Source organism: Pantoea sp. PNA 03-3, assembly GCF_003201175.1.
Classification (GTDB): Bacteria; Pseudomonadota; Gammaproteobacteria; order Enterobacterales; family Enterobacteriaceae; genus Pantoea; species Pantoea stewartii.
In genome coordinates this window covers 68,038-90,411 of sequence record NZ_QICO01000011.1, presented here as the reverse complement: position 1 = coordinate 90,411, position 22,374 = coordinate 68,038, and the positions used below count along the sequence as shown (strand labels likewise).

The following is a 22,374-nucleotide window of genomic DNA, read 5'->3' as shown; positions in this document are numbered from 1 at the left end:
GGTTGCGAGCGGGATCGAAATACGTCGCATAAGTCACAATTTTTATGCAAATTAAGTAACAGCCTTGTTGGCCAATCGATAACAATAGTGCCCGGCTTGTTTTTATACCCGTCGATACGAACGTTGAATGCGCGATTACGCATCAGGAGCATGTGTTGGATCAGAATCAACCGCCGGCCGCCGCCACCATGAAAGACGTCGCAGAAAAAGCCGGCGTCTCCACTGCTACCGTGTCGCGTGCGCTGATGAATCCCGAAAAAGTCTCTTCGGCCACTCGCCAAAAGGTGGAACAGGCCGTCGCGGCCGTAGGCTATGCGTCGCAAAGCATGACACGACATTCCCGGCGCAACGACACACAAACGATTTTGTTGATCGTCCCCAATATCTGCGATCCCTTTTTCAGCGACATTATTCGCGGCGTTGAAGTCGCCGCCTCAGAAGCCGGTTATCTCGTGCTTATCGGCGATTGTGCGCATCAGAAACCGCAGGCGTGGACATTTCTCAACCTGATACTGACACGTCAGATTGATGGCATGGTGCTGCTGGGCGCGCAGTTGCCTTTTGACGTCAGCCCGGACGAACAACGTAATCTTCCGCCCATGGTGATGGCGATTGAGTTCGATCCCGAGATGTCGTTGCCGACGGTGAATATCGACAATCTTACCGCCTCATTTGTTGCCGTTAACCATCTGCTGGAGTTAGGCCATAAACGCATCGCCTGCCTGGCCGGTCCGGAAGATGTCGCCCTGTGTCAGTATCGTCTGCAGGGCTACGTACAGGCGTTACGACGCAGCGGGATTAGCGTCGATCCGACCTGTATTGTTCGGGGAGATTTCACTTTCGAATCAGGTGTGGCCGCGATCAATCAGCTCATGACCTTAGCCGAGCCCCCGCAGGCCCTGTTTTGTCACAGCGATATCATGGCCATCGGTGCCATCAGTCAGGCAAAAAAACTGGGCTTACGTGTGCCGGAAGACCTGTCCGTGGTGGGATTCGATGACATCGAGCTGTCGCGCTACTGCGAACCGCCGCTGACCACGGTGAAACAACCCTGTTTTGACATTGGCCGGGAAGCGGTGCTGCTACTGCTGAACGAACTTCAGGGGAAAGGCACGCGGAGCGGGTCAAAGTTACTCGACGCAGAATTAGTGATACGCGGTAGCACAACATTGGCAAAAATGGGGCGTTGATACAGAAAATGTTCCGCTATTTTCAGGAGATTCTTAGGGCTATCATTGCTGGTCAAAGTTCCAGCCCTTAAGTAACATGGCGGGCTCCTTGCCGGGCGTGTGGTAACAACGGATTCGCCCACATGGCATCATATTTTGAAGGGTATCAGGACGAGAGTGGCACAAAAAGATTATGTAGGCCGCGGGCGTTCAACAGGGACGCGTCGCAAGAAAAGCCCCAGCCGTGGTAAAAAAACGAAAAGCGGTTCAGGCACCTCTAAACTTATGATTGTACTGGCGGTGGCTGTATTAGTGACCTTTGCCGGTGGTTTATGGTTCCTTGCGCATCATAAGAAGGAAGATGTGCCGGTCATTACGGATCATAAAGCCAACGGTAATGGCTTGCCGCCCAAGCCTGAAGAACGCTGGAAATACATAAAAGAGCTTGAAAATCGTCAGGTTACCGTTCCAACGCCCAGCGAACCAACCTCGGGTGGCGAAGTCCAGTCACATACCCAGTTGACGGATGAGCAACGTCAGTTGCTGGAACAAATGCAGGCAGATATGCGCCAGCAGCCTACCCAGTTGAACGAAGTCCCGTGGAACGAGCAAACCCCGGCACAGCGGCAGCAAACGCTGCAACATCAACAACAGGTTCAGCAATACCAGCATCAACAACAGGTGCAACAATTCCAGCGTCAGCAACAGCAGGTGCAGCAACGTCAGCAGCAGGTACAACAGCCGCGCCAGCAGATTCAGGAACAACATATGCAGCGCCAGCAACAGCAGAATACCCAGCAGCAGTCACAACCTGCGCCGGTGACACGCGAACCTACCGCCCAGCCTAAGACACAGGATACGGCGAAAACGAAACCTGCTGAAAAAGCGGCATCGCAACGCTGGATGGTGCAGTGCGGTTCGTTCAAGGGAACAGAACAGGCTGAATCCGTGCGTGCTGCCCTGGCGTTCGAAGGTTTTGAAAGTCGCCTCACCTCCGGCGGCGGCTGGAACCGTGTGGTGGTCGGGCCCTTTAAAGATCGGGCCAGTGCCGACAGTACGCTGAAACGTCTGCGTGCGTCAGGCCATTCCGGCTGCATTCCGCTCGCCATTGGGGGTTGAAACCCGTCAAACCCGCCCCATATCTGTCTGCATGATCCTCCGCGCCTTGTGCGCGGAGCTTTTTTCCGACAGTAAAAGGGGTCTGCCCGTGACAACAATAGTAAGTGTTCGACGCAACGGCCAGGTAGTGATTGGCGGTGATGGCCAGGCTACGCTCGGTAATACCGTAATGAAAGGCAACGTTAAAAAAGTGCGTCGTCTTTACAACGATAAAGTCATTGCTGGCTTCGCTGGCGGTACCGCCGATGCCTTTACCCTGTTTGAACTCTTCGAACGTAAACTTGAAATGCATCAGGGCCATCTGGTGAAAGCGGCCGTTGAGCTGGCGAAAGACTGGCGCACCGATCGGATGTTGCGCCGTCTTGAAGCGCTACTGGCGGTGGCCGATGAATCCGCCTCGCTGATTATCAGTGGTAATGGTGACGTCATTCAGCCTGAAAACGATCTTATTGCCATCGGTTCAGGCGGTCCCTTCGCCCAGGCGGCGGCGCGCGCACTCCTGGAGAATACAGAGCTGGGCGCACGTGACATCGTTGAGAAATCGCTGAATATCGCTGGCGATATTTGCATCTACACTAACCACAACGTTAATTTTGAAGAATTAACGTCTAAGTCGTAAGGATTTAACCATGTCTGAAATGACTCCACGCGAAATCGTCAGCGAACTGAACCGCTTTATCATTGGTCAGGACAGCGCCAAGCGCGCCGTGGCCATCGCGCTGCGTAATCGCTGGCGCCGTATGCAGCTTGATGAAGAGTTGCGTCACGAAGTGACACCGAAAAACATTCTCATGATCGGCCCGACCGGTGTGGGTAAAACGGAAATTGCTCGCCGACTGGCAAAACTGGCTAACGCCCCCTTCATCAAGGTGGAAGCCACCAAGTTCACCGAAGTGGGTTATGTCGGTAAAGAAGTCGACTCCATCATTCGCGACCTGACGGACTCCGCGATTAAAATGGTGCGCAGCCAGGCCATTGAGAAGAACAAATACCGCGCAGAAGAAATGGCGGAAGAGCGTATCCTGGATGTCCTCATCCCGCCGGCAAAAAATAACTGGGGACAGGCTGAACACACCAGTGAGCCCTCATCTGCGCGTCAGTCTTTCCGTAAGAAGTTGCGTGAAGGCCAGCTCGATGATAAAGAAATCGAGATCGACTTAGCTGTAACAGGGCCGGGTGTAGAAATCATGGCACCGCCGGGCATGGAAGAGATGACCAGCCAGCTACAGTCCATGTTCCAGAATCTGGGTGGTCAAAAGCAAAAGCCACGCAAACTCAAAATCAAAGAAGCGATGAAGCTGTTGATTGAAGAGGAAGCGGCTAAGCTGGTTAACCCGGAAGAACTGAAACAGGATGCTATCGACGCGGTTGAACAGCACGGCATCGTCTTCATCGATGAGATCGATAAGATCTGTAAACGCGGCGGCCAGAACGCCGGTGGCCCCGATGTTTCGCGCGAAGGTGTCCAGCGCGACCTGCTGCCACTGGTAGAGGGCTGTACCGTGTCGACAAAGCATGGCATGGTTAAAACTGACCATATCCTGTTTATCGCCTCGGGCGCATTCCAGGTGGCCAGCCCGTCTGATTTGATTCCTGAGCTACAGGGCCGTTTACCGATTCGCGTTGAACTGCAGGCGCTGACGGTCAATGATTTCGAGCGCATTCTGACTGAACCGAATGCCTCCGTCACCGTACAGTACAAAGCGCTGATGAATACCGAAGGCGTGAACATTCACTTCACCGACGATGGTATTCGCCGTATCGCGGAAGCGGCCTGGCAGGTCAACGAAACGACCGAAAACATCGGTGCGCGTCGTCTGCATACCGTGCTGGAGCGCCTGATGGAAGATATTTCTTACGATGCCAGCGATCGCAGTGGAGAGTCCGTAACCATCGATGCTGATTACGTCGGCAAGCATCTGGATGAACTGGTTGCAGATGAAGATTTAAGCCGCTTTATTCTGTAACACTCCGCGTCCATGCGTTGTATCAAAGCCCAGACATTACGTCTGGGCTTTTTTCTGCATGCGCTTGATGCAGGACCGTTTTTTTACGGTTGATGATTTTGCCAACAATTAGCATAAAGCGATATACTTAGCGCTCCTGTGGCAAACAGACGAAACCCTTATGAAATACGATACTTCTGAACTCTGCGACATCTACCACGAAGAAGTGAATGTTGTTGAACCGCTTTTCTCAAATTTCGGTGGGCGGACCTCATTCGGCGGTCAGATAACCACAGTGAAATGCTTTGAAGATAACGGCCTGCTTTACGATCTGTTGGAAGAGAATGGCCGGGGTCGCGTACTGTTAATTGATGGCGGCGGTTCAGTGCGCCGTGCGTTAGTGGATGCACAACTTGCGCGTCTGGCAGCACAGAATGAGTGGGAAGGCATCGTCGTTTACGGTTCAGTTCGTCAGGTTGACGAACTGGAAGAGCTGGAAATTGGTATCCAGGCCATTGCAGCCATTCCGGTGGGCGCAGCGGGCGAAGGGATTGGTGAAAGCGATGTGCGCGTGAATTTTGGTGGTGTCACTTTTTTCTCCGGCGATCACCTGTATGCAGACAACACCGGTATGATTTTGTCGGAAGACCCGCTTGATATTGAATAATGTCTGCAAACGAAAACGGGTGCCAGTGGCACCCGTTTTTGTATCAGCAGAGGCTTAAACCTCTTCCATTTTTCCCAACAAGGCACGCAGGCGTTCTTGCCAGACATGCTGCTCCTCTTTCAGATGCTGATTTTCACGCATCAGAGCTTCGTGGTTGCCGGCTGCGTTCTGCGCCTCATTGCGCAGGTTGTTGTTCTGCTCTTTCAGCTCTTCAATTTCCATTTGCAGCAAGGTGATAGTATCAATCGCCTGCTGTACTTTCGCTTCCAGTTTCTCAAACACTTCAAATGACATCTTTCTGACCTCTCCTAAAATCCTGCAAGGCGTTGATGATGCCAGCTTTCGCACACAAGGCGTTTACCAGCAACGTTGTCCCGATTGTATGTAGCCTCATCCCGCAAGTCCAGCAACGCAGGCCTGCAGTCCACTGTCAGTACCACTTTTCAGCCTATCCCTAAAAACCACTTTTTGCTGCGCGCATTACTGTCAGAGCCTGAAGAAAGCCCGCAGAAAGGCACTCAATGGTGCTTAAAGAAAACTGAAACACGCGAAAACGCGCATTTTTTTGACGCGCCACACAAAAATCAATTTCGCTATTTCTCGTTTATGCTCGTTAACGATAAATTAACATCAGCCCTACAACGAAGATGGGTGACTCACGGACTGAGAACAAAAACTGATAAAATTTAACCTCGCTTCAGGAACAACTATCATGAGTCAGACTACAACCACACTCAAAGGTCAGTGTATTGCCGAATTTCTGGGTACCGGTTTGATCCTGTTTTTCGGCGCGGGTTGTGTTGCCGCGCTTAAGCTGGCTGGCGCCTCTTTTGGCCAATGGGAAATCTGTATCGTCTGGGGTTTAGCCGTTTCAATGGCGGTCTACCTCAGTGCTGGCGTATCAGGCGCCCACCTCAATCCAGCCGTTACGATTGCACTTTGTCTTTTCGCTAATTTTGAAGGCCGTAAAGTCGTGCCTTATATCCTGTCTCAGGTCGCAGGCGCATTCTGTGGCGCAGCGCTGGTATATGGTCTTTACTACAGCTTGTTTATCAATTTCGAACAAAGTCATAACATAGTGCGCGGTTCAGTTGAAAGCCTGAGTCTGGCCGGCATTTTCTCTACCTATCCAAATCCACAGATTTCCGTGGGCCAGGCGTTCCTGGTAGAAATGGTCATCACCGCGGTATTGATGTCTGTGATTATGGCGCTGACGGATGACGGCAACGGCGTTCCACGTGGTCCAATGGCACCCCTGTTGATTGGCCTGCTGGTAGCGGTGATTGGCGGTTCAATGGGTCCACTGACCGGTTTTGCGCTGAACCCGGCTCGTGATTTCGGACCTAAAGTTTTCGAATGGCTGGCTGGTTGGGGCTCCGTTGCCTTTACGGGCGGCCATCAGATCCCTTATTTCCTTGTGCCAATTTTTGGTCCACTGGTCGGTGCTTGCCTGGGTGCCTTTGGTTATCGCGCCCTGATTGGTCGCCATTTGCCCGGCGCGGTGATTGCCTCACCCAGCACTGACAAACCGATTGCGTCCGCGCATGAACGTAAAGCGTAAGTTCCACTTTTATCATCAGGAATGAATTTATGACTACCACCGATAAAAAATACATCGTCGCTCTGGATCAGGGCACAACCAGTTCACGCGCTGTTGTGCTGGATCATGACGCTAACATTGTGGCGGTATCGCAACGCGAATTTACTCAAATCTATCCCAAAGCGGGCTGGGTAGAACATGACCCTATGGATATTTGGGCGTCCCAGAGTTCAACGCTCGTAGAAGTGCTGGCCCATGCTGATATTCGTTCTGATGAAATCGCCGCTATCGGTATTACGAACCAGCGTGAAACGACCATCGTCTGGGATAAAGAAACGGGCAAGCCGGTTTATAATGCCATTGTCTGGCAGGATCCCCGTACCGCTGACTACTGTCACAAGCTGAAGAGTGAGGGGCTGGAAGAATACATTCAGCACACCACGGGTCTGGTGATTAACCCCTACTTCTCCGGCACCAAAGTGAAATGGATTCTTGATAACGTTGAAGGTGCGCGTGAGCGTGCAAAACGTGGCGAATTGCTGTTCGGTACTGTGGATACCTGGCTGGTCTGGAAAATGACTCAGGGACGTGTGCATATCTCCGATTACACGAATGCCTCACGTACCATGTTGTTCAACATCCACACACTTGAGTGGGATCAACGCCTGTTGGATGTTCTTGATATCCCGCGTGAAATGTTACCCGAAGTGAAATCTTCGTCTGAAGTATACGGACAGACTAACATCGGTGGTAAAGGCGGTACGCGTATTCCTATCGCCGGTATTGCAGGCGACCAGCAGGCTGCGCTTTACGGTCAAATGTGCGTGCAGCCGGGAATGGCGAAAAACACCTACGGCACCGGCTGCTTTATGCTGATGAACACCGGTACCGAAGCGGTGACTTCAACGCATGGTCTGCTGACGACTATTGCCTGCGGCCCGCGTGGAGAAGTGAACTACGCGCTGGAAGGTGCCGTCTTTATCGGTGGCGCAGCCATTCAGTGGTTACGCGATGAGATGAAGTTGATTAGCGATGCAGCTGACTCTGAATACTTCGCGATGAAAGTGAAAGATTCTAACGGCGTATATATGGTGCCAGCCTTTACCGGTCTGGGCGCACCTTACTGGGATCCCTATGCGCGTGGTGCGCTGTTCGGTCTGACACGTGGTGCGAATGCAAACCACATCATCCGTGCAACGCTGGAGTCCATCGCTTACCAGACGCGTGACGTCCTGGAAGCCATGCAAAACGATGCTAACACACGTCTTCAGTCACTCCGTGTCGACGGTGGTGCGGTTGCCAATAACTTCCTGATGCAGTTCCAGTCTGACATTCTGGGTACGCGCGTTGAGCGTCCTGAAGTGCGCGAAGTCACAGCACTGGGTGCCGCGTATCTGGCGGGTCTGGCCGTTGGCTTCTGGAAAGACCTGGATGAAGTCCGTGCTAAGGCTGTCGTTGAGCGCGAATTCCGTCCAACGCTTGAAACCACAGAGCGTAACTTCCGCTACGCCGGCTGGAAAAAAGCCGTTGCGCGCGCGCAAGCGTGGGAAGAAAAAGAGTAATCTGCCCTATGCCCGTGACCTCGGCTGTCACGGGCCTTTTCCCCGCCTTCTCCCTCCGCTACACTGCCTGCCTGTTTTTTGTCAGGTGCCTACAATGAAACGAGAACTTGCCATTGAATTTTCCCGCGTAACCGAAGCTGCCGCGCTGGCAGGCTATAAATGGTTAGGACGCGGCGACAAAAACGCGGCCGACGGTGCGGCGGTCCATGCCATGCGTCACGTCTTAAATACCATCCAGATCGATGGCCAGATTGTGATTGGCGAAGGGGAAATCGACGAAGCCCCGATGCTTTATATCGGCGAGAAAGTGGGAACCGGCCAGGGTGACGCGGTAGATATTGCGGTCGATCCCATTGAAGGCACACGCATGACGGCGATGGGACAAGCCAATGCGCTTGCCGTCATGGCCGTAGGCGATAAAGGCACCTTTCTTCATGCGCCTGACATGTATATGGAGAAGCTTATCGTGGGTCCAGCGGCGCGCGGCCATATAAATCTGGACCAACCGCTTGAGCTTAACCTGCGTAATATCGCGATCGCCATGAATAAACCGCTCTCAGAGCTCACCGTATCGATTCTGGCCAAGCCGCGCCATGACGCTGTCATCCAACAGCTTAAAGCGCTGGGCGTACGCATTTTTGCCTTTCCCGATGGCGACGTTGCGGCATCCATACTGACCTGTATGCCGGACAGTGAAGTTGACGTGATGTACGGGATTGGCGGCGCGCCTGAAGGCGTGGTTTCAGCCGCCGTTATCCGTGCGCTGGATGGTGATATGCAAGGCAGATTACTGGCACGTCACCATGTGAAAGGTGACACGGAGGAAAACCGCCGCATTGGCGAATATGAGCTGAAACGGTGTGCTGGTATGGGAATCGAAGCAGGAAAGGTCCTGCCACTTCAGACGATGGCGCGCAATGATAATGTCATTTTTGCGGCTACCGGCATCACCAGCGGCGACCTGCTGAAAGGTATTACTCGTCAGGGCAATATGGCCACCAGCGAAACGCTGTTAATACGCGGCAAATCGCGCACGATTCGCCGCATTCAGTCTGTACATTATCTCGACCGTAAAGATCCAGCTCTGCACCCTTTTATCCTGTAACCGCCTGATTGTCACCTGCTGGCTGGCGCGAAAGCGGTAGCCAGCAGAGCAGCATCACCAGCGCCGTGACGAACATCAGCATGCCAAGACTGAACTGATCGCGCTGTGGCATCAACGCCGACAAAGAAGCGACCAGCCCGGACCCCAGGTTCTGCATACCACCAATCAATGCACCCGCGCTTCCTGCCAGCCAGGCATAGGGTTCCATGGCACCCGATGTCGCCAGGGGAAACAGCATCCCCGCGCCAAAGAAGAACAGCGATGCCGGTATCAATAACGTCCAGATAGTCATGATGCCAAACCAGGCAGGCACCCACATCAGCACTGCTGCCAGCAGGCAACTGTTGACGCCAAACCACATCAGGCTGTGCCAGGAACTCTGCTCACGCCCGGCAAACCATGCCCCAAAGAAGGCGGCCGGGATGGGCAGAATGAACAAGATACTGACGGTAAAACTGTTCAGACCCAGTACGCCGCCCAGCAGCACACCACAGCTGGCCTCAAAGACGGCAATGCCTGACAGCGCACCAATCAGCAGTACCAGATAGCGGACAAAATTCGGATCGCGTAACAGACGAATGTAACGTTTAAGGAACGGCGTTACTTCGGCGCTGACCGGGCGTGTTTCCGGCAACCAGCACGCCATAGTCACCGTCACGATCATGCATAACAGCAGTAAAAAAGCGAAACAGGCATGCCAGCCAAACAGTTGTGTCAACGCTGCGCCAATCACTGGCGCGACTAACGGGCTGGCAAGCACGCCCATGTTGAGCCAGCTGTTCGCCTGACGTAACGCATGGCCATTATAGAGGTCGCGCGGCATGGTCCGCGCCATCACCCCGGCCACGCCAGTGCCCGCGCCCTGAATCGCACTGCCAACGACCAGCATATCCAGTGATGAGGCCAGTAAGGCAATTATTGATCCGATCATAAAGATCGCCATGCCCGCCAGGATCACCGGACGGCGTCCCACGCTGTCAGACAACGGGCCATAGATCAGCTGCGATCCACCATAGGTCATTAAATAGGCCGCCATGACATGTTGCATCATGCCGTTACGCACCTGCAGTGCGTCCGCCATTGCCGCCATTGCCGGCACATAAATGGTCTGAGCCATCTGCCCTACTGCGACCAATGCGATGAGCATGATCAACAACGGGCGATTTTCTATCTTCTTCATCATCATTGAACAAAAATTCTGTATGAAAAGGAACGTTTAAACAGCACAACTAACGGCTGAAACAGGTTGTGGCAGGAAAATATCAGGATTACGTGACAAAGCGAGTGATTCACACAAAGTGGGTGCGCCATTCACGTCAATAAATGCAACCAGGATGTAAACTTAATATTACAGTTTGTCGATTAGAGCCTTTGCCCCGTTACCGACTGGTAATCTGTCAGAGCAGTAGCGAAGATGTTTATCCGCCTGACTATCAACGCTTAAGGAGTCACTATGGCCGAGTGGATCAATGCGCAAGTGAAGGAAGTGAAAAACTGGACCGATGCGCTGTTTAGCCTGCGGGTTAAGGCACCGATTGCCCCCTTCCATGCCGGACAGTACGCAAAACTGGCACTCGAAATTGAGGGCGAACGTGTGCAGCGAGCTTACTCTTACGTCAATGCACCCAATGACGACCTGCTTGAGTTCTACTTAGTCACCGTACCCGACGGCAAATTAAGCCCGCATCTGCAGGCGCTGCGCCCCGGTGATCAGGTGATGATCACCAAAGATGCGGCGGGCTTTTTTATTCTGGATGAAGTCCCTGAGTGTCAAACATTATGGATGCTGGCGACCGGTACCGCCGTGGGCCCTTACCTGTCGATCCTGCAACAGGGCGAAGGCCTGGATCGCTTCGATAATATCGTCCTGGTCCATGCCGCCCGTTATGCCGCCGACCTGAGCTTTTTACCGCTGATGCAGCAACTCCAGCAAATCTATAACGGTAAGTTGCAGATCATCACGGTTGTCAGCCGTGAGGAAAGTCTGGGGTCGCTGACGGGACGCATTCCGGCCCTGATTGAGAATGGCAAGCTGGAGCAGGCAGCAGGGTTAGCCATTGACGCAGAGACCAGCCATGTCATGGTTTGTGGTAATCCACAGATGGTACGTGATACGCAGCAGTTACTGAAAGAGACGCGCGGTATGCGCAAGCACCTTAAGCGCAAACCCGGCCATATCACCAGCGAAAACTACTGGTAAGGCGCGCGTTTCAGACGCAAGGGCACCGGCGCGGCACCAAAGCGGTTGTCGCCGACGGTGCCACGAAACACCCCCAGATCCAGAATCAATCCGGCCAAGATAATAAAGGGCAGTACGCGCCCGATGAGCCACTGTAAGACCTCTCCCGTCATGCTCCAGTTGCCTGCCATCAGTAGCCAGGCGGCAATCAGCAGGAGGGCCCAGTAGCCCCGGCGATCGCGATCGTGCAGGCGTTTAACCACAATCGCGCTGGCAGGCCACAATAAGCAGACGATGCCAAACGCAGCCATCTGTGTGTCCAGCAGATCGTTACCTGCCAGGAAAAACAGCAGGCTGGTTAGCAGTACCCAGATTGCCTGCCAGAGCCAAAAATCCCGACGCCCTACGCGCCCGCGAAAAGAGAAAAACCATTGCTGGATTATCATGCACTTTCCTTAGACAAAATTTTACGCTGCACACTTTTGACCTTGAAGATAAAAACCGTTCTAATTTGGCATCGAGTTTATTGGTCAGAGCCGACAAAATGAAGAATTTGCCAGGCGTACTGTTGCTGAGCGTCGCGCTGACGGTTCCGGTATTTGCCGCCGATCCGCAACCCCTCGACAAGGCTGAACACATGCCAACCGCACCCTATCTGTTACCGGGCGCACCCACGCTGGACATGACCATTGGCCAGTTTCGTGAAAAATACAACCTGGCCAATCCCCAATTGCCGCTCAGGGAATACAGTGCCATTGATACGCGCGATGAAAAGAGCGATCTGACACGCGCCGCCACCAAAATTAATGAAACCCTTTATTCTTCTACGGCGCTTGAGCCGGGCACGGGCAAAATCAAAACGTTGCAGATCACGTGGCTGCCGATTCCGGGGCCTGACCAGAGCGCCTCGCAGGCTAAGGCGCTTGATTATATGACCGCCATGTTACGTTTTTTTGTGCCGGGACTCACGCAGGAAGAAGGGCGAAAAAAGCTGGAAACGCTGCTTAAAGCCGGTAAAGGCTCACGATACTATGAGCACGTTGAAGGCGCACTGCGTTTCGTGGTTTCAGATAACGGGGATAAAGGACTCACCTTTGCCATTGAGCCGGTAAAACTGGCGCTGGCTACGCCCTGATGGACGGGGCAAAAATGACGAAAAGCAAAGCCATGGCATTATTTGATCTCTATACTGTCTGGCAGACAACGTTGCCCCAGGGCAGCGCCATTTCATGTATCGCGTTATGCGGAGGATAGAATGCGACATCCACTGGTTATGGGTAACTGGAAGTTGAATGGCAGCAAGCATATGACAGCCGAACTGATCGACGGTCTGCGCAAAGAACTGTCGGGCGTGGAAGGCTGTGGCGTTGCTATTGCCCCCCCTGCGCTCTATCTTGATCAGGCTAAACATGCTGTCTCCGGTAGCCATATTGCACTGGGTGCTCAAAACGTTGATGTAAACCTGTCTGGCGCATTTACCGGCGAGATTTCCGCTGAGATGCTGAAAGATATTGGCGCGAAGTACATCATCATTGGTCACTCAGAACGCCGCACTTACCATAAAGAAAGCGATGAATTCATTGCGAAAAAATTTGCCGTCTTAAAAGCAGCGGGTCTGGTGCCGGTTCTGTGCATCGGCGAAACCGAAGCCGAAAATGAAGCAGGCAAAACCGAAGAAGTGTGTGCACGTCAGCTTGATGCTGTACTGACCACTCAGGGTGCCGAAGCATTTAAAGATGCGGTTATCGCTTACGAACCCGTCTGGGCGATTGGCACGGGTAAATCAGCCACCCCAGCGCAGGCGCAGGCCGTTCACAAATTCATTCGTGACCATATCGCGAAAAAAGATGCTGCTGTCGCTGAGCAAGTGATTATTCAGTACGGTGGTTCAGTCAACGATAAAAATGCAGCCGAGCTGTTTACGCAGCCGGACATTGACGGTGCCCTGGTTGGCGGTGCGTCACTGAAAGCCGATGCATTTGCGGTCATCGTTAAAGCAGCCGCGGCAGCCAAACAAGGCTGACCTGGCGCTTAGTCCATTCTGAGCGGCCAAATCAGGCCGCTTTTTTTATGGGTTGCAGTAACGCGCAGTCGTGATCCTGCACTTCCTCAGCGGAACCTTTATTTAACAACAGCCAGTTGCGCTCCACTGCCATCAGTATCAACCGCCCATCAGACAAGCGCGCTAACGCGAGGCCGTAGCGGCCCATCTGATCGCGTGCATGCGGTATCTCAGCGGCCAGACGGATAAATACGCTTTGCTCTGCCAGCTCGGCTTCACTCAGCGTACGCACGTGATAAGTATGACTGAGAAAGGTGACGGCTTTCCATTCCGGTGTGAACGTGGGTGTCAGCGCATCCAGTTGCTTTCTCACATCAGGCCGAAGGCATGAAAGATGAATATGAAGCTGATTCTGGGTACGGCCGTACTGGGAATTGATGGCCAGTGACAGCACACTGTCGTTGATGGGCTTGCCATATTTTTGCGCCACGACGCCTCTGTCCTGCCAGGCCAGGTCAAAATAATTCGGCGTGTCTGAACGGAGCAACTGTGGGCTTTCGATTCCGGTGATTTTATCAATGGGGATGAGCAGATACTGAAGGGGGCCGTTTCGGTCTTTCAACAGCGCGTAGCGGTGCTGCAGATCAACGTGCTGACACGGCGCGGGTTGACCATGCGTGAGCTGATCGGGCAGACACTTTTCACTGACGATTTGCCAAAGCGCATCCGCATTCGTTTTAACATGCGTAGCCGCAACCAGGATCCCTGCGCCAATCAATACCAGCAGAAGCGCAATGATGATGAAGGCCCGACGATTTGCCTGCATTGTTATCTTCCCCTGACTGTTTTCATTCGCATCCTCACCTGACAGCGCGTAAATGTCACGCATAAAAAAACCAGCGTTTCCGCTGGCTTCAAGAATAACCGGTAAGGATTACGGCTTCATGATCTGATCATAGGTGCCGCCATCAGCGAAGTGCGTTTTTTGCGCCTTCGCCCAGCCGCCAAACTTATCGTCGATGGTAAACAATTTTACCGGCGCAAACGTACTGGCGAACTTCTTCGCGACCTCTTCATTGCGCGGACGATAATAGTTTTCAGCCGCAATCGTCTGCCCTTCCGTCGAGTAGAGATATTTCAGATAGGCTTCCGCCACCTGACGCGTTCCCTTCTCATCGACCACCTTATCCACGACGGACACAGTTGGCTCCGCGAGAATCGATTCACTTGGCGTCACAATTTCAAATTTGTCTTTACCCAGTTTATTGACCGCCAGGTAGGCTTCGTTTTCCCAGGCGATCAGGACATCACCAATACCACGCTCTACAAAGGTATTGGTTGCGCCGCGCGCACCGGAATCCTGCACTTCAACATGCTTAAACAGATCTTTCACGTAACGCTGTGCTTTTGCCTGATCGCCGTTGTTATGATCCAGTGCCCAGCCCCAGGCAGCCAGGTAATTCCAGCGAGCGCCGCCTGACGTTTTAGGATTTGGAGTAATCACCGAAACGCCGGGCTTGATAAGATCGCTCCAGTCATGGATGCCTTTAGGATTGCCTTTACGCACCAAAAAGACAATCGTGGAGGTATAAGGCGCGGAGTTGTCGGGCAGACGTTTAATCCAGTCTTTATCAATGCGACCGCGATCAGCAATTGCATCAACATCCGACTGCAGCGCCAGCGTCACCACATCAGCACGAATACCGTTGATGACAGAAGTCGCCTGTTTACCTGAACCGCCGTGCGACTGGCGGATGACCACGTTGTCGCCCGTTTCCTGTTTGTAGTGCGCGCTAAAGGCCTTGTTGTACTGCTCGTAGAGTTCCCGGGTAGGATCATAAGAAACGTTTAGCAGCTGAATATCCTTCGCCAGAACACTGCCAGATGCCAGTAACAACCCTAAACCCACGGCCCATTTATTCATTGCGCACTCTCCCCATTCATGATGAGACAAGCGTGACATAAACGCGATTATAGCTAAAAGAATTAAAAATAAGCGGTTATAACTTTGGGGAATATGAGGAAGGCATAAGGGCATGCCGTTAAGCATGCCCGGTAATACTTAGTACAGCTGCTTAGCCGTATCCATCCAGTCACGCTTAAAGGGACGTTTCATATTTTCAATGGCATCAATGATATCGTGATGGACCATCTTGTCATTCTGGATACCTACACACCGGCCACCGTAGCCCTGCATCAGCAACTCAATCGAATAGGCACCCATGCGCGACGCAAGAATGCGGTCATAAGCGCAGGGCGCGCCGCCGCGCTGAATGTGACCAAGTACCGTGGCGCGCGTTTCGCGTTTGGTTTCTGTTTCGATGAAACGCGCCAGGTCGTCGATATCACAGATGTGCTCCGTAATAGCTACGATCGCGTGCTTTTTACCTTTCGCAATACCGGCTTTAATCTCTGCCACCAGTTCCTCACGAGTGTAAGGAATCTCAGGTAACACGATAAATTCACATCCCCCGGCAATAGCCGCAGCCAGCGTCAGGTCGCCACAGTAACGGCCCATGACTTCAACAATCGAGATGCGCTGATGCGATGACGACGTATCACGCAGGCGGTCAATGGCTTCGACGACCGTTTCCAGCGCCGTAAAGTAGCCGATGGTGTAATCTGTCCCGGCCACGTCGTTGTCAATCGTGCCTGGCAGACCGATACACGGAAAGCCCATTTCGGTGAGCCGCTTGGCCCCCATATACGAACCGTCGCCACCGATCACTACTAAGGCATCAATGCCCCGCTTTTTCAGGTTCTCGATTGCTACCTGGCGGACATCATCATTGCGAAACTCAGGAAAACGTGCAGAACCCAGGAACGTGCCGCCGCGATTGATCATATCTGACACACTGTAGCGGTCGAGGTTGATCATGCGATCTTCATATAAACCCTGATAGCCGTCATAGATACCAAAAACTTCCAGCCCTTCGCTTAATGCGGAGCGAACTACACCGCGAATGGCTGCGTTCATGCCTGGGGCGTCACCGCCGCTGGTCAGTACACCAATTTTTTTGATCATGACAACCTCTGGATTGTTCAAAACTAAGGGTTAATCCGGCCTGTGCAACGCTGATGAACACTGATGTGGTAAGCGCGACATATGATGGCAGATAGTATATCAAAGGCCTGATGCTGAATTGATTCAGGTCAGACAACTTTTCACTAATTTTTTTAGCAATGTTAGCTGCATGTCATTTTCATCTTTCTAACGTCTTTCCTGTGCGTCAGAAATTGAATGCATCCTGTTTCTCTGACGGTACCACAGAACAGGGATCCTGATGAATAATGACGTCCGACCCGGGAAAGGCTTCGCGTAATGCTTTTTCAACCTGATCGGCGATTCGGTGTGCCTGCACTAACGGTAATTGATCTTCCAGCTCTACGTGAAGCTGAATAAATTTCGTCGGGCCAGACTGACGCGTCCGCACATCATGAACGCCTTGCACACCGGGCCAGTTTGATGAAATCGCAATAATATGTTGTCGTTCTTCATCGGGTAAGGCTCTGTCCAACAGGGACTGAACGGCTTCATAGCCCATCCAAAGTGCGCTGACGAGAATATACACGCCAATGCCCAGCGCAAACAGCGCATCGGCACGAGCGAATCCGTAGCTGGTTAACACCAGCGCGACCAAAATTGCCCCGTTCATGAAAACATCGGATTGATAATGCAGCATATCGGCCCGAATCGCCTGACTGCGTGTTTTTCGTACGACCCAGCGCTGGAAAGCCACCAGCAGTAATGTCGAAATGAGAGCCAGCACCGTCACGATAATGCCCATACCGGGCGATCGCAGTTCATTCGGGGAAGCGAGATGCTGAATACCCGTCAGAAAGAGGAAAAGTGCCGAACCTGAAATGAACATGCTTTGCGCCAGGGCGGCCAGCGATTCCGCTTTACCGTGGCCAAAGGTGTGATCGGCGTCAGCGGGCTGAAGGGAATAGCGCACCACCAGCAGGTTTGTCAGGGAAGCGGCAATGTCCACCAGCGAATCAACCATGGCAGCCAGCAGGCTAACCGATCCGGTATACCACCAGGCAAAAATCTTGATAATTAACAAGGTTGTCGCCAGCAGCGTCGCCGCAATCGCCGCAGATTTAACCCACTTTCCATACGAAGCCTGCATGCCACACTCCATGAACATCATGACTGAAGAGGTAAAATAACAGCAGAGAAGGGCTAAGTTTAACACTGACGCAGGCGATGCGCCCGACTGATACCGTTCGGACAGCGTGATGAGGGATAAGACGGGAAGAGATAATACGACTTCGCCCCATCGGGTAACGATGGGGCGAAGGATTGCTTACCTAAGTAAGCGCCAAATCAACGTGCAGATTTGGTTCAGTGCTCAGCAAAATTATTTTTTGCCGCCTTTCTTGCCCGCTTCGGAGGCTTTTTCGGGGTTATTTTTGAAATTACCGCCGCCGCCGTTGCCGCTGCTCTTTCCGCCTTTTTTACCGGCTTCAGAGGCTTTTTGCGGGTTGTCTGCGAAATTACCTGAACCACCACGATGCTCTGCCATAATTTACTCCATTAATAGATTAATTCGGACTACATGATGTGGTTGCTGCTCTCCGTTAATTTCAGAAGTGCATCGGCTTCCTTGCTGAGACAATATAAGTGTAGGCGAGGCCGGATAAGGTGCAAGCGGAGCGGGATAATTACAGCCCCTTGAAAAGAAAGGAAAATGCACAAATAAATTAATGTAATCTTTATATTTATCAATCGATTGGAAATAACTCACGACCTGTAAAACAGATCGGCAAGACAGTAATAACAGACAGGAAAGCGTGCGTAAGAAAAATAAAAAAACGTTGCCATTCAATCGTCCAGATCATTTTTTCGCGCACTGTAAAACTACAGTAAATAATGGCGAAAAACAGATAAAAAAAACCCCCTCATCATGAGGGGGAAGACAGGGATGTGTCTATGGCAAGGAAAACAGGGATACTATTTACTACTGGTTACTACTGGTACGACTTACGGGTTGCAGCGTCGAAGCTGGCTGCAAACTTGAGAGCTTACGCATGGCATTCAGGCGCTGCTCATAATTCTTCTGTAACGCGGCCTGCTGCTCGGGCGTTAACAGGTGGTACATCTGATTACGCACTCTCGCCATCTCAACTTGCTGTTCAACCTGAACTTTGGCGATGGCCTCTGCCTTGTCACGTATGGCCGCTTCGTTAAATTTATCTGCCGTCACCAAATCGTGCATAGCTGCGATATCATCAATATTCGTTGCCGGACGGTCATGTCGGGCTTGCTGCATAAGGTCACGCATTTGTTGTCGTTGATGTTCCGTCAACTCAATGCCGTCGAACATGTGACTTTGCGAATTTTGCGTCATACTGCCTGTCGTAAATCCGCCGTGATGCACCTCGTCAAGCGCCATCGACTCTGCTGCTCCTGCGCTGGCGTGACTGAGAACCATCGCTGAGGCAAGAACGACGGCGGTTAATTTGCGCATCGTTTACTCCAGTTCGTTCTGTTTTGCGATTCAACGATAGCCAGTGTACGGCGATAGCTGCAAACATCCGTCAGGGGGTGTAAAAGTACGTAAAGCGATGGATTGGTATCATAGGAACACGCTATTTTGCCTGCGGAGGGCTACAAAAATGAATAAAATCCTGTTGGTAGATGATGACCGCGAATTGACTTCGCTTTTAAAAGAACTGTTAGAAATGGAAGGGTTTGAAGTGGTGGTTGCCAGCGATGGTGAGCAAGCACTGAATCTGCTCGATAACTCAATTGATTTGCTTTTACTGGATGTCATGATGCCCAAGAAAAACGGTATCGACACCCTGAAAGAATTACGCCAGCAGTATCAAACACCTGTGATTATGCTTACCGCCCGCGGAAGCGAGCTTGATCGTGTGCTGGGCCTTGAGCTGGGCGCCGATGACTATCTGCCTAAGCCCTTTAACGATCGGGAGCTGGTTGCGCGCATACGCGCTATCCTGCGCCGTTCGAACTGGAGCGAACAACAGCAGCAGCACGATAACAGCTCACCTACGCTGGAAGTGGACTGCCTGCGCCTGAACCCGGGCCGTCAGGAAGCCAGTTTCGATAACGAAACGCTGGATCTCACCGGCACAGAATTCACCCTGTTGTACCTTTTGGCTCAGCATTTAGGTCAGGTTGTCTCGCGCGAGCATCTTAGCCAGGAGGTGCTGGGTAAACGCCTGACGCCTTTTGACCGTGCCATCGATATGCACATCTCGAACCTGCGCCGTAAACTCCCTGAACGTCGCGATGGGCATCCGTGGTTCAAGACCTTACGTGGCCGCGGTTATTTGATGGTTTCGGCATCATGATAGGCAGTTTGACTACCCGCATCTTTGCTATTTTCTGGCTGACGCTGGCACTGGTATTGATGCTGGTGCTCATGGTACCCAAGCTTGATTCACGCCAGATGACGGCGCTGCTGGAAAGCGAGCAGCGCCAGGGCACGATGATCGAGCAGCACGTTGAAGCCGAGCTGTCACGCGATCCGCCTAATGATTTGATGTGGTGGCGGCGCTTATTTCGCGCTATTGAGAAGTGGGCTCCACCCGGCCAACGTTTGCTCCTGGTCACCAGTGAAGGCCGGGTCATCGGCGCACAGCATAATGAAATGCAGGTCATTCGTAACTTCATCGGTCAGTCAGATAACGCCGATCACCCACAGAAGAAGAAATATGGCCGGGTAGAGATGGTAGGTCCTTTCGCCGTCCGGGACGGAGAGGATAACTATCAGCTGTATCTGATCCGCCCCGCCAGCAGCTCTCAGCTGGATTTTATTAATCTGTTGTTTGATCGCCCTTTGCTGCTGCTCATTGTTACCATGCTGATCAGCTCACCGCTTCTGTTGTGGCTGGCATGGAGCCTGGCGCGTCCTGCACGGAAACTTAAATATGCCGCGGACGAAGTCGCCAGCGGTAATCTGCGCCAGCATCCTGAACTGGAATCAGGCCCACAGGAATTTCTGGCGGCAGGTTCCAGCTTTAACCAGATGGTCAGTGCGCTGGAACGGATGATGAACGGTCAGCAGCGCTTACTGTCTGATATCAGCCACGAATTACGCACGCCATTAACGCGATTACAGCTGGCGACTGCGCTGCTGCGCCGCCGTCATGGTGAAGGCAAAGAGCTGGAACGTATAGAGACGGAAGCACAACGCCTCGATGGCATGATTAATGACCTACTGGTGCTGTCGAGGACCCAGCATAAGAACGCGCTGGTCAGCGAGGCCATGAAGGCAAATCAGCTGTGGAACGGCGTGCTGGAAGACGCCCGATTTGAAGCGGAACAAATGGGTAAGACACTGGAGATCCCTTATCCTCCGGGGCCATGGCCTTTGTATGGTAACCCCCATGCGCTTGAAAGTGCGCTGGAGAATATCGTGCGGAATGCGTTGCGCTACTCTCATACCCATATCAGCGTCAGTTTTTCCGTTGATATTTCAGGCATTACCGTTCACGTTGACGACGATGGTCCCGGCGTGAGCCCGGAAGATCGTGAGCAGATATTCCGACCGTTTTACCGCACTGACGAGGCGCGCGACCGAGAGTCCGGCGGCACCGGCCTGGGGCTGGCCATTGTGGAAACGGCCATTCAGCAGCACCGTGGCTGGGTAAAAGCAGATGACAGCCCACTGGGTGGTCTGCGTCTGACAATCTGGCTGCCACTTTACTCCTCTGGCAGACAATAATTTGCTATGCTTCGGCCCTCGTTACCGGGGGCCTTATGCTTAACATCGTACTCTTTGAACCAGAAATTCCACCCAATACAGGTAATATTATTCGCCTGTGCGCCAATACCGGCTTCCAGCTTCACCTTATCGAACCGCTGGGTTTTGCCTGGGACGACAAGCGCCTTCGTCGCGCGGGACTGGATTACCACGAGTTCACCGCCATTAAGTTCCATGCTGATTTTCAGGCGTTCATGACGACCGAGCAACCTGCGCGGCTGTTTGCGTTGACAACGAAGGGGACGCCCGCGCACAGTGCCGTCGCCTGGCAGCAGGGAGATTATCTGCTGTTTGGTCCAGAGAGTCGGGGCTTGCCCGCAGAGGTGCTACAGACGCTGCCTGCAGAGCAAAAAATACGGATTCCCATGCGGGCGGAAAGCCGCAGTATGAATTTATCAAATGCGGTATCCGTGGTGGTATACGAAGCCTGGCGCCAACTCGACTACGCTGGCGCGTTGATTAAGTCCTAAATTCCGTCACCAAACTGAAAACCTGCGCCATTGCCGCTGAAATGCTGGTCCATATCCATGGACGGCTTTTCACTGCCGGGCTTGCCAACGATGCGCGCAGGCACGCCAGCGGCGGTGGTGTGAGGCGGAATGGGTTGCAGCACAACAGAGCCAGCACCAATCTTGGCACCGCGACCAACTTCAATATTGCCCAGAATTTTTGCACCTGCGCCAATCATGACGCCTTCGCGAATTTTCGGATGACGGTCGCCGCTGGTTTTACCGGTCCCGCCGAGCGTCACCGACTGCAGGATGGACACATCGTTTTCCACGACGGCCGTTTCACCGATCACAATACCTGTAGCGTGATCCAGCATGATCCCGTGTCCAATTTTTGCGGCCGGATGAATGTCCACAGCAAAGGAAACGGACACTTCATTTTGCAGGTAAACGGCTAAGGCGCGTCGGCCTTCATTCCAAAGCCAGTGCCCGATACGATGGGCCTGAAGCGCATGAAAACCTTTCAGATACAGCAGCGGCGTCGAATATTTATCAACCGCAGGATCGCGCTGGCGCACGGCCTGAATATCGCAGGCAGCGGAAGCAATCATTGAGGGATCTTTTCGGTAGGCCTCTTCGACAACTTCACGAATCGCGATAGCAGGCATGATTGGATTCGCCAGCTTATTGGCCAGCATATAGCTCAGGGCGCTGCCCAGATTCTCATGCTTAAGCAATGTCGCATGATAAAAGCTGGCCAGCATTGGCTCGCAGTCTGCCAGCGCGCGTGCTTCTGCCTTAATGTTGTTCCAGACCAGTTCTAACTCATCAGACGACATGCTGTTTTCTCCCGATAAAAAAAGCGCCTTGACCGGCGCTACAGGTGATGACGCTTGGCTT

Annotated in this window: 24 protein-coding genes; 14 read left to right on the top strand and 10 right to left on the bottom strand. The window is 52.7% G+C overall.

Annotation, left to right across the window (positions count from 1 at the left end; translation table 11 throughout):
• Positions 1–155 precede the first annotated feature (155 nt).
• The 5 genes from cytR to rraA all read left to right on the top strand — a co-directional run bounded on the left by cytR (position 156) and on the right by rraA (position 4,901).
• Positions 156–1,190 carry a DNA-binding transcriptional regulator CytR gene (gene cytR, locus C7433_RS21435; protein WP_006121306.1) on the top strand — a complete coding sequence of 345 codons (1,035 nt, stop codon included), beginning with the start codon at positions 156–158 and terminating at the stop codon, positions 1,188–1,190.
• A gap of 156 nt (positions 1,191–1,346) precedes the next feature.
• Positions 1,347–2,288 (top strand): cell division protein FtsN, encoded by a 942-nt coding sequence (gene ftsN, locus C7433_RS21430; protein ID WP_110268860.1) that lies wholly within the window; start codon positions 1,347–1,349, stop codon positions 2,286–2,288.
• An 88-nt stretch (positions 2,289–2,376) separates the two neighbouring features.
• Complete coding sequence (gene hslV, locus C7433_RS21425; RefSeq protein WP_006121303.1) at positions 2,377–2,907, top strand: ATP-dependent protease subunit HslV; 531 nt, start codon at positions 2,377–2,379, stop codon at positions 2,905–2,907.
• Positions 2,908–2,917: 10 nt separating this feature from the next.
• Complete coding sequence (gene hslU, locus C7433_RS21420; RefSeq protein ID WP_006121302.1) at positions 2,918–4,255, top strand: HslU--HslV peptidase ATPase subunit; 1,338 nt, start codon at positions 2,918–2,920, stop codon at positions 4,253–4,255.
• Positions 4,256–4,415: 160 nt separating this feature from the next.
• Complete coding sequence (gene rraA, locus C7433_RS21415) at positions 4,416–4,901, top strand: ribonuclease E activity regulator RraA (protein ID WP_006121301.1); 486 nt, start codon at positions 4,416–4,418, stop codon at positions 4,899–4,901.
• Between the two features lie 54 nt (positions 4,902–4,955).
• Here rraA and zapB read toward each other — a convergent pair whose 3' ends face one another.
• Positions 4,956–5,195, bottom strand: coding sequence for a cell division protein ZapB (gene zapB, locus C7433_RS21410; RefSeq protein ID WP_006121300.1), 240 nt, complete (start codon positions 5,193–5,195; stop codon positions 4,956–4,958).
• A 418-nt stretch (positions 5,196–5,613) separates the two neighbouring features.
• Here zapB and C7433_RS21405 point away from each other — a divergent pair, with 418 nt between their 5' ends.
• The 3 genes from C7433_RS21405 (at position 5,614) to glpX (ending at position 9,108) form a co-directional block, all read left to right on the top strand.
• On the top strand, positions 5,614–6,462 hold the full coding sequence (locus tag C7433_RS21405; protein WP_033738104.1) for an MIP/aquaporin family protein: 849 nt from the start codon (positions 5,614–5,616) through the stop codon (positions 6,460–6,462).
• 29 nt (positions 6,463–6,491) lie between these two features.
• Positions 6,492–8,003 (top strand): glycerol kinase GlpK, encoded by a 1,512-nt coding sequence (gene glpK / locus C7433_RS21400; protein WP_039342527.1) that lies wholly within the window; start codon positions 6,492–6,494, stop codon positions 8,001–8,003.
• 94 nt (positions 8,004–8,097) lie between these two features.
• Positions 8,098–9,108: a class II fructose-bisphosphatase gene (gene glpX, locus C7433_RS21395; RefSeq protein ID WP_110268859.1), complete on the top strand. Its 1,011-nt coding sequence runs from the start codon at positions 8,098–8,100 to the stop codon at positions 9,106–9,108.
• Here the strand turns inward: glpX and emrD are convergent.
• Entirely contained in the window at positions 9,098–10,291 is a 1,194-nt protein-coding gene (emrD, locus tag C7433_RS21390; protein ID WP_304593123.1) for a multidrug efflux MFS transporter EmrD, read from the bottom strand. The genes glpX and emrD overlap by 11 nt on opposite strands.
• A 270-nt stretch (positions 10,292–10,561) precedes the next feature.
• On the opposite strand from emrD, the gene fpr reads away from it, so the two are divergent.
• Complete coding sequence (gene fpr, locus C7433_RS21385; RefSeq protein WP_033738099.1) at positions 10,562–11,308, top strand: ferredoxin--NADP(+) reductase; 747 nt, start codon at positions 10,562–10,564, stop codon at positions 11,306–11,308.
• Here the strand turns inward: fpr and C7433_RS21380 are convergent.
• Positions 11,299–11,733, bottom strand: a complete 435-nt coding sequence (locus tag C7433_RS21380) for a DUF805 domain-containing protein (RefSeq protein ID WP_006121293.1) — start codon at positions 11,731–11,733, stop codon at positions 11,299–11,301. The two genes, fpr and C7433_RS21380, sit on opposite strands and share 10 nt — an antisense overlap.
• Before the next feature lie 98 nt (positions 11,734–11,831).
• Here C7433_RS21380 and C7433_RS21375 point away from each other — a divergent pair, with 98 nt between their 5' ends.
• Together C7433_RS21375 and tpiA are read left to right on the top strand one after the other, a co-directional pair.
• Positions 11,832–12,422 carry a DUF1454 family protein gene (locus tag C7433_RS21375; protein WP_006121292.1) on the top strand — a complete coding sequence of 197 codons (591 nt, stop codon included), beginning with the start codon at positions 11,832–11,834 and terminating at the stop codon, positions 12,420–12,422.
• Between the two features lie 120 nt (positions 12,423–12,542).
• Positions 12,543–13,310 carry a triose-phosphate isomerase gene (tpiA, locus tag C7433_RS21370; RefSeq protein WP_033738096.1) on the top strand — a complete coding sequence of 256 codons (768 nt, stop codon included), beginning with the start codon at positions 12,543–12,545 and terminating at the stop codon, positions 13,308–13,310.
• A 31-nt stretch (positions 13,311–13,341) separates the two neighbouring features.
• On the opposite strand, the gene C7433_RS21365 is transcribed toward tpiA, so the two are convergent.
• From C7433_RS21365 to cpxP, 6 genes are all read right to left on the bottom strand, one after another.
• Positions 13,342–14,115: a CDP-diacylglycerol diphosphatase gene (locus C7433_RS21365; protein WP_110268868.1), complete on the bottom strand. Its 774-nt coding sequence runs from the start codon at positions 14,113–14,115 to the stop codon at positions 13,342–13,344.
• A gap of 108 nt (positions 14,116–14,223) precedes the next feature.
• Positions 14,224–15,213 carry a sulfate ABC transporter substrate-binding protein gene (locus C7433_RS21360; protein ID WP_033738094.1) on the bottom strand — a complete coding sequence of 330 codons (990 nt, stop codon included), beginning with the start codon at positions 15,211–15,213 and terminating at the stop codon, positions 14,224–14,226.
• A 138-nt stretch (positions 15,214–15,351) separates the two neighbouring features.
• Entirely contained in the window at positions 15,352–16,314 is a 963-nt protein-coding gene (gene pfkA, locus C7433_RS21355; protein ID WP_006121288.1) for a 6-phosphofructokinase, read from the bottom strand.
• A 205-nt stretch (positions 16,315–16,519) separates the two neighbouring features.
• Positions 16,520–17,422 carry a CDF family cation-efflux transporter FieF gene (gene fieF, locus C7433_RS21350; protein WP_110268857.1) on the bottom strand — a complete coding sequence of 301 codons (903 nt, stop codon included), beginning with the start codon at positions 17,420–17,422 and terminating at the stop codon, positions 16,520–16,522.
• Positions 17,423–17,653: 231 nt separating this feature from the next.
• Entirely contained in the window at positions 17,654–17,818 is a 165-nt protein-coding gene (locus C7433_RS21345; RefSeq protein WP_028723167.1) for a KGG domain-containing protein, read from the bottom strand.
• A 435-nt stretch (positions 17,819–18,253) separates the two neighbouring features.
• Positions 18,254–18,763 (bottom strand): cell-envelope stress modulator CpxP, encoded by a 510-nt coding sequence (gene cpxP, locus C7433_RS21340; RefSeq protein ID WP_033738090.1) that lies wholly within the window; start codon positions 18,761–18,763, stop codon positions 18,254–18,256.
• Between the two features lie 148 nt (positions 18,764–18,911).
• Between cpxP and cpxR the strand changes: the two genes are divergently transcribed.
• From cpxR to trmL, 3 genes are read left to right on the top strand one after another with little or no spacing between them, the layout of a single operon-like run.
• Complete coding sequence (gene cpxR, locus C7433_RS21335; protein WP_006121283.1) at positions 18,912–19,610, top strand: envelope stress response regulator transcription factor CpxR; 699 nt, start codon at positions 18,912–18,914, stop codon at positions 19,608–19,610.
• Positions 19,607–20,986, top strand: a complete 1,380-nt coding sequence (gene cpxA / locus C7433_RS21330) for an envelope stress sensor histidine kinase CpxA (RefSeq protein WP_006121282.1) — start codon at positions 19,607–19,609, stop codon at positions 20,984–20,986. Before cpxR ends, cpxA begins: the two co-directional genes overlap by 4 nt.
• 35 nt (positions 20,987–21,021) lie before the next feature.
• On the top strand, positions 21,022–21,495 hold the full coding sequence (gene trmL, locus C7433_RS21325; RefSeq protein ID WP_006121281.1) for a tRNA (uridine(34)/cytosine(34)/5-carboxymethylaminomethyluridine(34)-2'-O)-methyltransferase TrmL: 474 nt from the start codon (positions 21,022–21,024) through the stop codon (positions 21,493–21,495).
• On the opposite strand, the gene cysE is transcribed toward trmL, so the two are convergent.
• Positions 21,492–22,313 carry a serine O-acetyltransferase gene (cysE, locus tag C7433_RS21320; RefSeq protein WP_006121280.1) on the bottom strand — a complete coding sequence of 274 codons (822 nt, stop codon included), beginning with the start codon at positions 22,311–22,313 and terminating at the stop codon, positions 21,492–21,494. The genes trmL and cysE overlap by 4 nt on opposite strands.
• Positions 22,314–22,374 lie beyond the last annotated feature (61 nt).

Excerpts from the sequence above, each read along its gene's own strand:
- cpxA (WP_006121282.1), top strand. The coding sequence starts at position 19,607 with ATGATAGGCAGTTTGACTACCCGCATCTTTGCTATTTTCTGGCTGACG.
- hslU (WP_006121302.1), top strand. The coding sequence starts at position 2,918 with ATGTCTGAAATGACTCCACGCGAAATCGTCAGCGAACTGAACCGCTTT.
- cpxR (WP_006121283.1), top strand. The coding sequence starts at position 18,912 with ATGAATAAAATCCTGTTGGTAGATGATGACCGCGAATTGACTTCGCTT.
- fpr (WP_033738099.1), top strand. The coding sequence starts at position 10,562 with ATGGCCGAGTGGATCAATGCGCAAGTGAAGGAAGTGAAAAACTGGACC.
- tpiA (WP_033738096.1), top strand. The coding sequence starts at position 12,543 with ATGCGACATCCACTGGTTATGGGTAACTGGAAGTTGAATGGCAGCAAG.
- cpxP (WP_033738090.1), bottom strand. The coding sequence starts at position 18,763 with ATGCGCAAATTAACCGCCGTCGTTCTTGCCTCAGCGATGGTTCTCAGT.
- zapB (WP_006121300.1), bottom strand. The coding sequence starts at position 5,195 with ATGTCATTTGAAGTGTTTGAGAAACTGGAAGCGAAAGTACAGCAGGCG.
- emrD (WP_304593123.1), bottom strand. The coding sequence starts at position 10,291 with ATGATGAAGAAGATAGAAAATCGCCCGTTGTTGATCATGCTCATCGCA.
- cysE (WP_006121280.1), bottom strand. The coding sequence starts at position 22,313 with ATGTCGTCTGATGAGTTAGAACTGGTCTGGAACAACATTAAGGCAGAA.
- glpX (WP_110268859.1), top strand. The coding sequence starts at position 8,098 with ATGAAACGAGAACTTGCCATTGAATTTTCCCGCGTAACCGAAGCTGCC.
- C7433_RS21360 (WP_033738094.1), bottom strand. The coding sequence starts at position 15,213 with ATGAATAAATGGGCCGTGGGTTTAGGGTTGTTACTGGCATCTGGCAGT.
- glpK (WP_039342527.1), top strand. The coding sequence starts at position 6,492 with ATGACTACCACCGATAAAAAATACATCGTCGCTCTGGATCAGGGCACA.
- fieF (WP_110268857.1), bottom strand. The coding sequence starts at position 17,422 with ATGCAGGCTTCGTATGGAAAGTGGGTTAAATCTGCGGCGATTGCGGCG.
- pfkA (WP_006121288.1), bottom strand. The coding sequence starts at position 16,314 with ATGATCAAAAAAATTGGTGTACTGACCAGCGGCGGTGACGCCCCAGGC.
- C7433_RS21405 (WP_033738104.1), top strand. The coding sequence starts at position 5,614 with ATGAGTCAGACTACAACCACACTCAAAGGTCAGTGTATTGCCGAATTT.
- rraA (WP_006121301.1), top strand. The coding sequence starts at position 4,416 with ATGAAATACGATACTTCTGAACTCTGCGACATCTACCACGAAGAAGTG.
- C7433_RS21375 (WP_006121292.1), top strand. The coding sequence starts at position 11,832 with ATGAAGAATTTGCCAGGCGTACTGTTGCTGAGCGTCGCGCTGACGGTT.
- C7433_RS21345 (WP_028723167.1), bottom strand. The coding sequence starts at position 17,818 with ATGGCAGAGCATCGTGGTGGTTCAGGTAATTTCGCAGACAACCCGCAA.
- C7433_RS21365 (WP_110268868.1), bottom strand. The coding sequence starts at position 14,115 with ATGCAGGCAAATCGTCGGGCCTTCATCATCATTGCGCTTCTGCTGGTA.
- trmL (WP_006121281.1), top strand. The coding sequence starts at position 21,022 with ATGCTTAACATCGTACTCTTTGAACCAGAAATTCCACCCAATACAGGT.
- C7433_RS21380 (WP_006121293.1), bottom strand. The coding sequence starts at position 11,733 with ATGATAATCCAGCAATGGTTTTTCTCTTTTCGCGGGCGCGTAGGGCGT.